The organism is Gemmatimonadota bacterium, from assembly GCA_041390105.1.
In the GTDB taxonomy this organism is placed as follows: domain Bacteria; phylum Gemmatimonadota; class Gemmatimonadetes; order Longimicrobiales; family Gaopeijiaceae; genus JAGQIF01.
Map to the genome: position 1 here is coordinate 523,110 of JAWKQO010000001.1, position 14,088 is coordinate 537,197.

Genomic DNA, 14,088 nt, shown 5'->3' on the forward strand with positions numbered 1-14,088 from the left:
CCAGGTCACCGGAACCGGGATGCTCCGCCCTGCTCGGGTGGGGCTGACCCTGATGCTCGCTGCGTGTGGTGGTGGGGAGCCGGCTGCCGACGGGCTGCAGCTGCTGACGCCGCCCGTGGGCGAGGGGAGCCTTACCCCCGTTGCGTCTGCCCTGCCGGATGGCGGTGCGCTGCTCTCCTGGCTCGAGCCCGCGGCAGGCAGCGGGGAGCGGGGCTCGTCCACCCGGGGTGGTGCCTACCGGCTCCGGATGGCGGAATGGGATGGCCGCGGCTGGTCTGAGGCGCAGACCGTGGCGCAGTCCGAGGCGTACTTCGTCAACTGGGCCGACTTTCCGGGTGTGGTGTCCCTCGAGGACGGGACCCGGCTGGCGTATTGGCTGGAAAGGGACTCCGACGGAAGCTACGACTACCGAATCCGGGTCGCCTTGTGGGACGGCGCCGTATGGAGCGAGCCCTGGACGCTCCACGACGACGAGTCCCCCGCCGAGCATGGCTTCGTCAGCATGGTGCCCGCGGCGGAGGGCGCGCTGCTGGCGTGGCTGGACGGTCGGCACACCGGAGGGTCAGGGCATGGCGGCGCCATGAGCCTGCATGCCCGCTTGGTGACGGGCATAGCCACCATGGGTCCCGACCTCGAGCTCGATGGGCGCACCTGTGACTGTTGCCAGACCGACATGGCGGTGACGGACGAGGGAGTTGTGGTCGTCTACCGGGACCGAAGCCCCGAGGAGATCCGGGACATCTGGAGCGTCCGCCGTGGCCCCGACGGCGCCTGGAGTGAGCCCAGGCCGGTCCATGTCGACGGATGGGAGATCGCGGCCTGCCCTGTGAACGGGCCTGCGGTCGCTGCACAGGGCTCCACGGTGGTGGTGGCCTGGTTCACCGCGCCGGCGGACGTCCGTCAGGTGAACGTGGCGTTCTCCCGGGACGGGGGCCGAAGCTTCGCGCCCCCTCTGCGGGTGGACGGAGGGGATCCCATCGGCCGTGTGGACGTGCGCATGAAGGAGGACGGCGCCGCCCTGGTCAGCTGGGTGGAGGACCTCGGAAACGGGGAAGCGGAGATCCGGGTGCGCGAGGTCACCGCCAGCGGAGCGACGAGCGAGCCGTGGGTGATCACGCGCACCAGCTCCGCCCGTGCCTCCGGGTTTCCGCGGCTGACCCGGTTCCAGGGTGGGGTGCTGGTGGCGTGGACGGACGATGCGTTGGGGCGCGTTCGAGCCGCGGTGCTTCCGTGGGGGGAGGCTCCGTGAGCCGAGGCTTCGTGTCGATGGGGAGAGGCTCCGTCTTCGCGCTCGCCGTGCTCACGAGCGCCTGCCGGAGCGAAACAGTGCGGATCCAGCGTCCCACGGTGGGCCAGCCGATCGCGGACGTCGTGCTGCTCGACCTGGAGGGCGGGGAGGTCGCCTTGTCCGAGCTGCAGGGGACGCCGGTGCTCCTCAACCTGTGGGCCACCTGGTGTCCGCCGTGCCGCGCCGAGATCCCGTACCTGCAGACCCTCCAGGACCGCTACCGGGATCGCGGGCTACGCGTGGTTGGAGTCAGCGTCGACGCTGCCCAGGCGCGGACCGCCGTGGACGCGTTCCTCGAGGAGTCGGGCGTCGAGTACCTGCAGCTCCTCGACCCCAGCTCCAAGTCGATGGATCTCTACGGTGTCATCGGTCTGCCGGTCTCGTTCCTCCTGGATGCCGAGCGAGTGGTTCGCTTCGCGCGCCTCGGACCCATCGTGGAGTCGGATCCTCAGTTCGAGCGGGCGCTGATGGACGTGTTGGGGCCGTGATGGTCCCGCCGGAGGGCATCGAAACCCCGGTCGCCGTTGTGGACGTGGAGACCGTGCGGGCCAATGCGCGTCGAGTCGTGGAGTTCCTGACTGGCGCCGGTGTCTCCTGGCGGCCGCACATCAAGACCCACAAGTGCCTCGAGGTGGCGCGCATCCAGTTGGAGGAGGGGGCGCGGGGGCTCACGGTGGCCACGCCCCGCGAGGCGGAGGTCATGGCCAGCGTCGCGGACGACCTGCTCATGGCCTATCCACCGGTGGGGCCAACCAAGCTGGCCCGGATCCTGGATTTGCCCGAGCAGGTGCGGCTCACCGTGGCGCTGGACTCGCACGACGCCCTGCAGATGCTATCGAGGGGGGCCTCCGCCGCGGGCCGCACGGTGGGGGTGGTCGTGGAAGTGGACATGGGGATGCGCAGGGTCGGGGTGGCCAGCACCCAGGAGGCGCTGGACCTCGCGCGTGCGGCCGCTCGATCGCCGGGGGTCGCGTACCGGGGCGTGCTCTTCTATCCAGGCCACATCCGCGCACCCATCGATGAATCCGAGTCGGAGCTCTCGTCCCTGCAGGCCCGCCTCCACGGGTTGTTGGAAGCCCTGAGGGCCGAGGGCCTGGAGCCCGAGATCGTGAGCGGCGGGTCGACTCCCACGCTTTGGGCTTCGGACCGTCTCGGAGGCATGACCGAGTGTCGAGCGGGCACCTGCATCTTCAATGATCGGGACATCGCCGCGCTGGGTGCCTGCCGTCCCGACCAGTACGCCTACTCCATCTGTGCCACCGTGATCAGCACCGCGCTTCCCGGGCAGGCCGTGGTGGATGCCGGATCCAAAGCTCTGGCCAAAGAGACACTGCGAGGAGAGGGGGCCGGATTTGGGGTGCTGCTGGAGCGGCCCGAAGTCCGGGTGCGAGGCCTCTCTGAGGAGCACGGCATCCTCGACCTCAGCGCGACTGCGTGGCGCCCGAGCGTGGGCGAGCGGGTCCGGATCGTCCCCAATCACGTCTGCGTCTCGGTGAACCTGCAGGACCGCCTCCTGGCCTGGGACGGGGAGGCCTGGAAACCGTGGTCGCTTCCGGCTCGCGGCCGGGGGCCCTACGTCCGCTAGCTCGACTTCGATCGAGGCGAGCTCACCTGAACGATGGACCTGACGAGGATGCTCTGTCGATGAGAACGCTACATGCACTGCACACGGACGCGGCTCCTGCCGCCATCGGACCCTACTCGCAGGCCATCCGGGTCGGCCGCTGGCTGTTCTGCTCAGGCCAGATTCCCCTTGATCCCACAACCGGCGCGGTCGTAGCCGGCAGCGTGGCCGAGCAGACCGAGCAGGTCTTCGCCAACATCCGTGCCATCCTGGAGGAGGCGGGCGCGTCCTTGGAACGAGTGGTGAAGACCACCGTCTTCCTGGCCGACATGGCGACGTTCCAGGAGATGAACGAGGTGTATGCCACCCACTTCGGCGAGCATCGGCCCGCCCGCTCGACGGTGGCAGTGCGGACGCTTCCCAAGAACGTGGACGTGGAGATCGAGGTCATCGCCCGCCTTTGATCCACTGGGGCGCCCCTCGGCCCTGGGTCGGACTACCCCGCCTGGCCGAGCCCGAGCACGTCCCTCAGGAATCCGTTCGCGAAGGTGCCGGTGGGATCGACCCGCCGGCACTGTCGCACGAATTCCGGCAACTCCGGATAGAGCCGAGCGATCCGGTCCTGGTCGAGCGGCATCCACTTGCCCCAGTGCGGACGTGCCCCCAGCTCGTCGGCCAACAGCGGCGCGAGGACGGCGCAGAGTCGGAAGAAGGGCTCCCGAGGTTCGACGTAGGTGATCAAGCTGATCGCGTACCAGACGTGGGCCCCCGCAGCCATGGACAACAGCGTCTCGTCCGGGAGGATGCGACGAACGCAGATCGGGTAGTGATGGGTGTACGTGCCGCCCAGGGCCCGCAGGGGAGCCTCCACCCCGGCGCGTAGGGCGGCCTCCTCCAAGGGAGTGCTGGGCTGCCAGGAGGCGTCGTCGGCCAGCTGCAGGATCTCCGTCACGCGCTCCAGAGCGAGGGCCAGTCGCTCCTCCGGCACGAACAGCTCCATCTCCAGATGCCGGAACAACTCGTGTTCCATGACCAGCATCCGATCCGAGGCGTCGGTCACCTCCACGTCCTCGACCAGGAAGCGGAGCAGCAGGCGGCGGAACGCCCACCGGATGGCGGGGGGGCTACGAAGTACGGCTGCCACCGTCTTGATCACGAGGTGGAGCCCGAGGTCGAGGGCCAGCAGCCAGTAGAAGCGATAGAGCAGGGCTGCCGGTCGAACGCGGGGAAGCGGGACCGCGCGCCGGGCCTGCACCACGAAGTCCCAGCGGTGCGGGATCAGGTAGAACTGCTGGAGGGGGTGCGTGCGCTCCATGGCGAGCACCTGGTCCAGGGTCTGGCGGCGCGTGAGGACCTCACGGATCCCGAACCTGGGGACCACGGGCAATTCGAGGCTGGTGACCACACCCAGCGCCCCCAGGCCGCAGCGTGTGGCGCGCAGCAGGGGGCCCGGCTGGTCCACATCGATCATCCGGGGAGGGTCGTCGGGATGCGGGCCATAGACGGCCAAGCGGACGGACAGGACGTAGTGGGAGAGGGAGTGGCGGCCCGACCCATGGGTGCCCGTGGCCACGGCCCCGGCCACCGTCTGCTCGGTGATCAGCCCCAAAGACGGGAGCGTCAGCCCCCGACGGCGCAGCACCCGCAGCAACCGTTTGAGGCGGCACCCGGCGCCGACCCGCACCCGCCTTCGGTCGGGGGCCACCTCGATCCCCCGGAAGTGGCGCAGGTCGACGGATAGGCCATCCGTGACGATCAGCGGGCTCCACGAGTGCCCTGCGCCGCGGACCCGGATGCCCTGGGAGCGGGCCTGGGCCAGTAGCCCCAGGAGCTCCTCCTCGGAGCGCGGCGCCGCCCGCCCGCCGGGGCGGAAGGTGAGGTTGCCGCCGAAGTTGGTCAGGGGGCGGAACATGGGATGCTCCATCCACAGAAGTTTGGGAGGTGGGTCGGGGGTGGCGCTGGCTACCCCGGCGGATCCTGATCTGGGTCCCTGGGCCCGAGCTAGCGGGGCCGGGGGCCCGCTCCAGGTGGGTCAGGGCTGACGCACCCAAGCCCGCTCTCAGCTTGACACGGCCGGTGCTCCCGTCTTACCAGGGGAATACTCGACCCAATCTCGTTCCGCATCCCATCTGCGCCTATGCCTGGCGTGGTTCGTGGGGGCGGATCGGGATGGGGACGTATGTATTCTCCAAACCCATTTGGGGGACACCCACATGATCCGTCCAACGTCCGTTGGCCTGAGGTCGTGGATCGGGCTCGCCGCCGGGGCCGTGATGGCTCTCGGTCTGGCGTTCGCTCCGTCTGCGGTCCAGGCACAACAGAGCACCGGCGTGATCGCGGGCACGATCACGGACGCAGGTTCTCAGCGTCCGCTCGAGTCCGCCCAGGTCTTCATCGAGGGGACCGGCATCGGCGCTCTGACAAACTCCTCCGGCCGCTACATTCTTCTGAATGTCCCGGCGGGAACGCACACGATCCGTGTGCAGCTGGTGGGCTACAAGGAGGGCACGTCCACCGTCACCGTAACGTCCGGCCAGTCCTCCGTGGCCGACGTGGCCATTTCGCAGACCGCCATCGAGCTGTCCGAGATCGTGGTCACGGGCGCCGGCGTGGCGACCGAGAAGAGAAAGCTCGGCAACACCATCGCCACCGTCGACGTCTCCGAGCTGCAGGACGCGCCCATCGCGGACGTGTCCCAGCTGCTGCAGGGCCGCGAGCCCGGCGTGGTCGGGGGCATCGGCTCCGGCACCACCGGTGAGGGCTCGTCGATCCGCATCCGCGGTTCCGCGTCGCTCTCCCAGTCCAACGAGCCGATCGTCTACATCGACGGCATCCGGGTGGACAACTCGGGTGGCTTCGCCGGCAACCAGATCGGCGCGGGCGGCCAGGGCCGCACGTCGCGTCTCGACGACATCGATCCGTCCACGATCGAGCGCATCGAGATCCTGAAGGGCGCCGCGGCCGCCACGCTGTACGGCACCGAGGCCTCCAACGGCGTGATCCAGATCTTCACCAAGCGGGGCCGCCAGGGCACGCCGCGCTTCACCTTCGAGGTGCAGCAGACGGCGATCACCACGCCCAAGGACCGCATGCAGAACCTCGCGGACTTCCCGCGTGACGCGGCAGACGCGGCGCGCATGAACAGCATGTTCGGCGCCGGCGTGTCGCCGTTCGACGTGTACGAGTATCCGCTGCTCCAGAACCTGTTCAACACGGGCTACGGGCAGACGTACGCCGCGTCGGTCACGGGCGGCAGCGACCTGATCACGTACTTCGCGTCGGGCCGCTATTCGTCCGAGAACGGTCCCTTCGACGGCACCAACCTGCCGGTGAACGGTCAGACCGTCGACCTGAGCGTGCCGGAGACGGGCGGGATCGCGGAGGACATCAACCGCCGCGTCCAGACCAACCTGAACCTGAACATCTTCCCCATGGAGAAGCTGTCGTTGCGGCTCTCCTCGCTGTACTCGGAAGTGCATCAGGAGACACCCAACAACGGCAACAACATCTACGGCGGCTTCTCGTCCGCGCTCATGGCGCAGCTGCGCCTGGCCAATCCGGACAACCTCTTCGGCGCGCCGGCCTTCGCCACGCTCCGCGAGAACCTGCAGCAGTACACGGTGGGCGACACGCGCCACTTCGCGGGTAGCCTGAACGCCAACTACGAAGTGCGGGAAGGGCTGGTGCTCGACGGAACCTTCGGCGTCGACCTGGTCTCGGAAGAGGCCTACGACTTCCGCCCCTACGGCTGGAACGTGGACGGCTTCTCGTCCTCGACCCCCGAGGGTGACCGCAACATCAGCGACCGCACGAACCGCGAGATCACCGCGGATGCCAAGATGTCCTGGGTGCGTCGCTTCGGTGAGCGTTTCGAGAGCACCTTCCTGGCCGGTGGCCAGGGCTTCCTGGTGCAGGAGACCACCTCCGGTGGCGGCGGCTCCCGCTTCCCCGGACCCGGCCTCGAGGTCGCTCAGGCCGGTGCCGACCAGTACGTGTCGGAGCGCTGGGAGAAGAACACCCAGGTCGGTGGTTACCTCCAGGAGCAGCTGGGCATCAACGACTACGTCTTCGTGACGGTGGGTGGCCGTTGGGACGCCAACTCGGCGTTCGGTGAGAACTTCAACACCGCCTTCTATCCGAAGGCCTCGATCTCGTTTATCCCGACGGATGCCTTCGGGTGGGAGAGCGAGACGGTCTCGACCTTCCGCCTGCGTGCGGCCATCGGGCAGTCCGGCTTGCAGCCGGGCGCCTTCGATCGCTTCACCACCTACTCGCCCTACGCGTACGTGGACGGCGCCGGCGTGCGCCCCTCGAACCTGGGCAACAACGACCTCAGCCCTGAGGTCTCCACCGAGTGGGAAGTCGGCGCCGAGTTCGGTTTCTTCAACGACCGCGCCGCCATCGACGTCACGTACTGGGACCGCACGGTCACCGACGCGCTCGTCGACCAGCAGTTCCCGCCCAGCGGCGGCTTCCAGAACCGGCAGCTGGTGAACATCGGCGAGCTGGTGGCCTCGGGCTTCGAGATCGGCGCCCAGGGCTCGCTCTATCAGGGCGACAACATCAGCATCAACGTGAACGCCAACGCGTCGTACATCACCGAGGAGATCACCAGCCTCGGTGGCGCCGCGCCCATCAAGAGCGGCGGCTCGTATCCGCGCTACCGCAACTGGTTGGTCGAGGGCTACACGCCCGGCGCGTTCTTCGGTGCCAAGCTCGCCAGCGAGCTGGCCATTCCGCTCAACCTGGACGGGTCCTGCACGGAGCCCAGCCAGGCGCAGGCGTTGGCCTACTTCGCCGGCCCGGTCAACCCCAGCTCGTTCAAGCCGCTGGCCTACGGCAACTCCGACTTCGGAGTGGCGGACGGCACGCTGGCTTCGCACAACTGCGGGCACGGTCTGCTGCAGAGCTACAACGGCAAGCCGAATCCGGACTGGCAGGGCTCGTTCGGGATGAACATCGCGTTCCTCGACAACTTCGAGCTCGTCAGCAACTTCGAGTACAAGTTCGGCAACTACTGGCACCAGAACCTGTCCGGTGAGTTCCGGCAGGCCAATGCCGTCATCGGCCGCAACACGCCGCGCGCCGCCGAGCTCTACTCGACCATGCTCAACCCTGCGTCGTCTGCCCAGCAGCGTCTGGATGCGGCTATCGCCTGGGCGCGCGAGATCGAGGCCCTCGCTCCCATGAGTGGTCTGAACTCGACGTTCAAATCGGACTTCCTGCGTTGGCGCGAGCTGTCCCTCACCTACCGCATGCCCTCTGAGTTCGTGGAGCGGCTGGGGTTGGCCACCGGTACGCTGAACCTGGGCGTCCGCAACCTGAAGCTGTGGGTGAACGGCGAGTACAACGGCATGGACCCGGAAGGCAACGTGGTCGGCCGCAGCTCGGATGGCGGCATCGACAACAACTTCCTGCAGGGCGTCGAGGGCTGGGGCGTTCCGACCCCGCGGCGTCTCACCGCGTCGCTCCGCGTGAGCTTCTGAGGATGAGGAGCCGAACGATGCAAACGATGAAGAAGACGTTCGCGGTTGCTGCGCTGGTGGGTGTGTTCGCCTCCACGGGCTGCGGCATCCTCGACGTGAACAACCCGAACAACCTCACGGAGGAGAGCCTGTCCAAGACGCAGGCCGCCGCCGCCGTGGTGAACGGCGCGCTCGCCCTCGCGGCGGTCGCCGTCAGCGACATCTGGCAGGTGTATGGTGTCGCCACGGACGAGCTGGTGTGGACCGGGTCTCGGGATGCTTGGCAGGCGCTGGACTACGGGTTCCTCTCCAATGCGGAGAACGAGTTCACCGACGTGGCCTATCCGGAGCTGGCCCAGGCCCGCTGGATGGCGGACGAGGCCGTTCGCCTGGTCAAGGTGCACGTGGACGAGGGGCTGACCGAGTTCAACGGCACCCTGGCCAAGGCCTACCTCACCGCGGGCACCCTCTACACGGTGATCGGTGAGGTCCAGCAGGAGATGACGTTCTCCAATAAGCGCGAAGCCGGGGCTCCTGTGCCGGCCGCGCAGATGCCCAGCGTCTTCGACGACGCAGTCTCCCGGTTGGACCAGGCGGTGTCGCTGGCCCGGGCCGCGGGTGACGGCGAAGTCGAGACGCGCGCGCTGGCCATGAGGGCCCGTGCCAAGTTTGCCAAGGGCATTCGCGCGAAGATCCAGCCGTCGGTCAACACCGCCTCGCCGCTGGTGCAGGACGCGGGCGCGGCGGCCGACGCCAATGCGGCGTTGGCGCTCATGGGTGGGACCGACTGGCACTGGGACTTCGAGTACAGCGCCTCGACGGTGACCAACCAGCTGGCCAGCTGGATCAACAGCCGCGCGGAGAACCGCGTGGGGCCGGCGTACGTGGTACCCGATCCGCTCGACATCAAGAAGTTCATCGGGATCTCGCTCGAGGACCCGATCGATGGCGGCCCGGACCGGGAGATCGATCGTCGCGTCAACGGCTTCTTCGTGGCCGGGCTGGTCTACCAGCCGCTGCTCATCGTGGATGAGCGGCAGATGCACATGATCGTGGCGGAGAATGCGTTGGCCGGTGGCAACAGCGCCGCTTTCGCCGATGCGATCAACGCCGTGCGCGTGGACCTGGACGGTGTGACGGCCTTCTCCGGCCAGATCTCCGACCGGGCCATGTTGGAGCACGAGCGCAAGGTGAACACGTTCCTGACCGGCCAGCGCTTGGCCGACATGTACCGCTTCGGGATCGTGGATGCGGACTGGCAGCCGAACGGAGATGCCCGCTCGGCGCCTGGCACGTTGCTGCCCATCACCATCACCGAGATCCGTTCGAACTGCCACATGAACGGGGTGGGCTGCTGACGCCGAATCCTTCAGCTTGACTGAGGGTAGCAGAACGGGTCCGGGTCCTCGACCGAGTCGGTCGGGGGCCCGGACCTTCGGCTAGCTGGCTGGGCCACGTCACGGAGGAGGAAGATGATTCGTTCTTGTCTGAGAGGGCTGGCGGTTTTGGGGGGGGTCGGTGTCTTCTCGGGCCTTCCGGCCTGCAGTTGGTTCGAGGATCCCACCCCGGACACGGTACGGGTACTGGTGACCGGAGATGCGAGCACGCCAGCGGCGCTGATTGTATCGCAGTCCTTCAACGCTGGACTGACCGAGCGGGGGAGTACCGCAGTGTCGCTATTCGCTGCCGACACGCTGATCCGGACGCTCCCGTTCGACACTGTGATCAACCTGGTGGGAGGCATCGACCAGGGCGACGCCAAGCGTTTCTTCTTCGAGGCGCAGCGGGATCAGGAGAACCTCAGCAACGTCCAGGTCAGGATCTATCTGGACTCGGATCTGCGCTTCGATGTGGGCGGGCCGCTGACTTCGCAGGAGATCTACCGTTGGGCGTACATTTTCAACCAGCTCTTCACCAATGTCATCGAAGTCATCTGAGGGGAGGGGGGAGCTCGTGGGAAGCGATCCGAAGAGCGGTCGGGTTCCAGGACGAGCCGTCGGCCTGGTGTTGACGCTGGCGCTTGCTGTGCTGGGATCGGGCTGCTACACGTTCCAGCCGGTGCAGGTGGCTTCTCCCGGAGAGCGGGTGCGCGCCCGGCTCACGGTGGAGGAGGCCATTCGTCAGAGCCAGGAGCGGGGTGAGCCCGTTCGTAACCTCGAGGGGACGGTGACGGGCCTGGAAGGGAATGTGCTGGACATGGAAGTGGTTACGGCGCGAGGACAGACCGTACAGCAGAACTTCCAGTTCGCGACGCGCTATTCCATCCCCATGTCCGGGATCGAGTCCCTGAGCCTGCGCCAGCTCGCTCCGGTGAAGACCGGAGCACTGGTCACCTTGTTGGCGGCGGGGGTCTATCTGGCCCTGGATGCGCTCGTCATCGACGGTGGTCTGTTCGGGGACAGCCGGCCGATCGACGTGAACCCGGCCTCACCGATCACTCCGTTCCGCCCGGTGCGCTGACGAGAAACCCCTCGGGCTGCGTCCCGAGGGGTCTTGCCCCACCTCGGGCCCCGGCCCACTCTCTCCCCCGAGAACCCCCTCGTTCCGGGGGGGTACCGCTCACGTCCGTTTTGGTCGGTCCCCACTGATCTGGATCCCGATGATGAAGCGCTGGAACCCGATTCGCCCGGGCACCTCCGCCCTGGCGACCGCACTTCTTGCCCTGGCCCCGCTCGCAGCGGCGGCCCAGAGCTACGACTCCGACTACTTCGACGCGCTCCGCTGGCGGAACATCGGCATCGAACGGGGCGGGCGCTCCATCGGCGTCGCGGGCAGCGACAGCCGGCCCTTCGAATACTACTTCGGGGCCACGGGGGGCGGCTTGTGGAAGACCACCGACGGCGGCCTGAACTGGCGGGCCGTGACGGACGGCAAGATCAACAGCTCGTCGGTGGGTGCGGTGGGGGTGTGCGAAGCCGATCCCGACGTGGTCTACATCGGCACGGGCGAGACGGAGCTCCGCGGCAACGTCATGCAGGGAGACGGTCTCTACAAGTCCAGCAACGGCGGGAATACCTGGACCCATCTGGGACTGGAGGAGACGCAGAACATCGCGCGGGTACGGGTCCATCCCAGCGACTGCAACACCGTATGGGTGGCTGCCTTCGGGAAGCACTCCGTCGAGAACGAGGAGCGTGGCGTCTACAAGACCACCGATGGCGGGGAGACCTGGCGTCGAGTGCTCTATCGGGACGCCCGCTCGGGTGCGGTAGACCTGACGTTCGATCCGGGCAACCCGGACGTCATGTATGCCTCGCTCTGGGAAGCCTGGCGCAAGTCGTGGGGCATGTCGTCCGGCGGCCCGGGCAGCGGACTCTACAAGTCCACCGATGGTGGTGAACACTGGACGGAGATCAGCCGGAACCAGGGGCTTCCCCAGCAGGGACTCATGGGGAAGATCGGCGTCGCCGTCTCTCCGGCCAACCCGCAGCGCGTCTGGGCGCTGATCGAGCACGACGAGGGTGGCGTGTTCCGCTCCGACGACGGCGGCTCGACCTGGGAGCGCATCAACGACGAGCGTAAGCTGCGTCAGCGCGCGTTCTACTATTCGCGCATCTACGCGGATCCGCAAAATGAGGATGTGGTCTACGCGCTCAATACGGGCATCTACCGCTCCAAGGACGGGGGCAAGACCTTCCCCGAATCGCTGCGCGTACCCCACGGGGACAACCACGACCTCTGGATCGCGCCTTCGGATCCGGACCGGATGATCAACTCCAATGATGGTGGCGCCAACGTCTCCATCAACGCTGGCCAGACCTGGACCGATCAGGACTTCCCGACCGCCCAGTTCTATCGAGTGATCACCACCCACCATCAGCCCTACCTGGTGTGTGGTGCGCAGCAGGACAACTCCACGGCCTGCACGCCCTGGAAGGGGTGGAACCACCTCTCGGCCGGCGGTGGCTTCGGCGGAGGCGGCTACTTCTTCTCCGTGGGTGGCTGCGAGTCCGGCTATATCGCGCCGGACCCCAAGAACACGGACGTCTACTACGCCGGGTGCTACGGCGGCAGCCTGTCCCGGTACGACCACAGCAGCGGCGATACCCGACAGGTCAACGTCTGGCCCGAGAACCCGATGGGGCAGTCGGCCGAGGACCTGCAGGAACGGGTCCAGTGGACCTATCCCATCGTCTTCTCGCCGGTAGATCCGAACGTGCTGTACACCGGCACGCAGAAGGTCTGGAAGACCACCAGCGAGGGCCAGAGTTGGGAGGCCATCAGCGGGGATCTGACCCGGGCGGACCCGTCCACCATCGGCGCGTCGGGTGGCCCCATCACCAAGGACCAGACGGGCGTCGAGACGTACGCCACGATCTTCGCCATCGCACCGTCCTACCAGGACGTGAACGTGATCTGGGCCGGATCCGATGACGGCTACGTGCACGTGACCCGGGACGGTGGGCAGACCTGGACCAACGTCACGCCTCCCGACGCTCCGGACTTCGTCCGGATCAACACCATCGAGGCCTCGCCCAACACGGCAGGGAAGGCCTACGTGGCCGGGATCCGCTACCTGGTGGACGACGACCGCCATCCGTACGTGTGGAAGACCGTCGACTACGGTCGCACGTGGACCAAGATCGTCACCGGGATCCCCGAGACCGACTTCGTGCGCGCGGTGCGTGAGGACCCCACGCGGCCCGGGCTGCTGTACGCGTCGTCGGAGACGACGGTCTACGTCTCCTGGGACGATGGAGCCCATTGGACCTCGCTGGGGCTGAACCTCCCCAACACGCAGGTCTCCGACCTGGTGGTGGAGGAGAATGATCTGGTGATCGCGACGCACGGGCGGTCTTTCTGGGTGCTGCCCAGCATCGGCCCCATCCGCCAGATGTCCGACCGCATCGCCGAGGCTCCCGTGCACTTGTTCGACCCGGTCGACCCCGTGCGGGGTGTGGATCAGAGCGTCGAGGTCTACTACTACCTGGCCGAGAAGGCGGAGAAGGTGACCATCGAGTTCACCGATGCCCGCGGGCAGGTCATCCAGACGTTCGAGTCGGCCGGGGAGGACCAGGAGGAGGAACCTCAGGGGCCCGCGCAGTTCTTCGGAGGCGGGCGCGCGCCCAGCCCTGCGAAGACGGCCGGGTCCAAGCGCTTCACCTGGAACATGCGCTACCCCGGGTACACGGACTTCGAGGGGCGGATTTTCTGGGCGGCGGGGAACCAGGGACCGGCGGCCGTGCCGGGCCAGTATGTGGTGCGCCTGACCGTGGATGATCATCCCACCCAGGAGCAACGCTTCGAGATCAAGATGGACCCCCGCCTGGCGGGTCGGGTGACGATGGCGGACCTGCAGCGCCGCTTCGACCTTGCCATCCAGATCCGGGACCAGGTGAGCGCGGCCAATCAGGCGGTGATCGACATCCGGGACGTGAAGTCGCAGGTGGACGACCGGCTGGACAAGACCGACGACCGCCAGATCGAAAGCGCCGGCGGCGAGGTGAAGGAGAAGCTGAGCGGCGTCGAGGGAGAGATCTACCAGGTCCGGAACCAGAGCAACCAGGATCCCCTCAACTTCCCGATCAAGCTCAACAACAAGCTGGCCGCGCTGATGGGCGTGGTGGAGGCAGGTGAAAGCGCACCGGCCGAGCAGCAGTACGAAGTGTACGAGTATCTGTCGGTACAGCTCGACGAGCAGCTCCGCGCGATGCAGGTGATTCTCCGAGAGGACCTGGGGCGCCTCAACGAGCTGCTCCAGCGAGCCGGGCTCGAGCCCATCAGAACGAGTCGGCTGGTCAGCTGATCCACGGACGCGCATCACAGGGGGG

At 67.4% G+C, this 14,088-nt stretch carries 10 protein-coding genes; 9 read left to right on the top strand and 1 reads right to left on the bottom strand.

Annotation, left to right across the window (positions count from 1 at the left end):
• The first annotated feature begins 19 nt into the window (after positions 1-19).
• Genes R3E10_02305 through R3E10_02320 form a run of 4 tightly spaced genes read left to right on the top strand, consistent with a single transcriptional unit; the run spans position 20 to position 3,316 of the window.
• Entirely contained in the window at positions 20-1,249 is a 1,230-nt protein-coding gene (locus R3E10_02305; protein MEZ4414564.1) for an exo-alpha-sialidase, read from the top strand.
• A complete protein-coding gene (locus R3E10_02310) occupies positions 1,246-1,776 on the top strand; it encodes a TlpA disulfide reductase family protein (protein ID MEZ4414565.1) in 531 nt (176 codons plus the stop codon). The genes R3E10_02305 and R3E10_02310 overlap by 4 nt, the downstream gene beginning before the upstream one ends.
• A complete protein-coding gene (locus tag R3E10_02315) occupies positions 1,776-2,873 on the top strand; it encodes an alanine racemase (protein MEZ4414566.1) in 1,098 nt (365 codons plus the stop codon). Before R3E10_02310 ends, R3E10_02315 begins: the two co-directional genes overlap by 1 nt.
• A 59-nt stretch (positions 2,874-2,932) precedes the next feature.
• Positions 2,933-3,316, top strand: coding sequence for a RidA family protein (locus R3E10_02320; protein ID MEZ4414567.1), 384 nt, complete (start codon positions 2,933-2,935; stop codon positions 3,314-3,316).
• A 32-nt stretch (positions 3,317-3,348) separates the two neighbouring features.
• Here R3E10_02320 and R3E10_02325 read toward each other — a convergent pair whose 3' ends face one another.
• Positions 3,349-4,764 (bottom strand): FAD-binding protein, encoded by a 1,416-nt coding sequence (locus R3E10_02325; protein ID MEZ4414568.1) that lies wholly within the window; start codon positions 4,762-4,764, stop codon positions 3,349-3,351.
• A gap of 301 nt (positions 4,765-5,065) precedes the next feature.
• Here R3E10_02325 and R3E10_02330 point away from each other — a divergent pair, with 301 nt between their 5' ends.
• The 5 genes from R3E10_02330 to R3E10_02350 all read left to right on the top strand — a co-directional run bounded on the left by R3E10_02330 (position 5,066) and on the right by R3E10_02350 (position 14,063).
• Positions 5,066-8,338, top strand: a complete 3,273-nt coding sequence (locus R3E10_02330; protein MEZ4414569.1) for a SusC/RagA family TonB-linked outer membrane protein — start codon at positions 5,066-5,068, stop codon at positions 8,336-8,338.
• 17 nt (positions 8,339-8,355) lie between these two features.
• Positions 8,356-9,675 (top strand): hypothetical protein, encoded by a 1,320-nt coding sequence (locus tag R3E10_02335; protein MEZ4414570.1) that lies wholly within the window; start codon positions 8,356-8,358, stop codon positions 9,673-9,675.
• Between the two features lie 114 nt (positions 9,676-9,789).
• Positions 9,790-10,254, top strand: coding sequence for a hypothetical protein (locus R3E10_02340; protein ID MEZ4414571.1), 465 nt, complete (start codon positions 9,790-9,792; stop codon positions 10,252-10,254).
• A 16-nt stretch (positions 10,255-10,270) separates the two neighbouring features.
• Positions 10,271-10,777: a hypothetical protein gene (locus R3E10_02345; protein ID MEZ4414572.1), complete on the top strand. Its 507-nt coding sequence runs from the start codon at positions 10,271-10,273 to the stop codon at positions 10,775-10,777.
• A gap of 139 nt (positions 10,778-10,916) precedes the next feature.
• Positions 10,917-14,063 (top strand): glycosyl hydrolase, encoded by a 3,147-nt coding sequence (locus R3E10_02350; GenBank protein MEZ4414573.1) that lies wholly within the window; start codon positions 10,917-10,919, stop codon positions 14,061-14,063.
• Positions 14,064-14,088: the final 25 nt, after the last annotated feature.

Bases quoted from the DNA above. Each gene is read 5' to 3' on its own strand.
- R3E10_02335 (MEZ4414570.1), top strand. From the start codon at position 8,356: ATGCAAACGATGAAGAAGACGTTCGCGGTTGCTGCGCTGGTGGGTGTG.
- R3E10_02315 (MEZ4414566.1), top strand. From the start codon at position 1,776: ATGGTCCCGCCGGAGGGCATCGAAACCCCGGTCGCCGTTGTGGACGTG.
- R3E10_02320 (MEZ4414567.1), top strand. From the start codon at position 2,933: ATGAGAACGCTACATGCACTGCACACGGACGCGGCTCCTGCCGCCATC.
- R3E10_02305 (MEZ4414564.1), top strand. From the start codon at position 20: ATGCTCCGCCCTGCTCGGGTGGGGCTGACCCTGATGCTCGCTGCGTGT.
- R3E10_02350 (MEZ4414573.1), top strand. From the start codon at position 10,917: ATGATGAAGCGCTGGAACCCGATTCGCCCGGGCACCTCCGCCCTGGCG.
- R3E10_02340 (MEZ4414571.1), top strand. From the start codon at position 9,790: ATGATTCGTTCTTGTCTGAGAGGGCTGGCGGTTTTGGGGGGGGTCGGT.
- R3E10_02330 (MEZ4414569.1), top strand. From the start codon at position 5,066: ATGATCCGTCCAACGTCCGTTGGCCTGAGGTCGTGGATCGGGCTCGCC.
- R3E10_02325 (MEZ4414568.1), bottom strand. From the start codon at position 4,764: ATGTTCCGCCCCCTGACCAACTTCGGCGGCAACCTCACCTTCCGCCCC.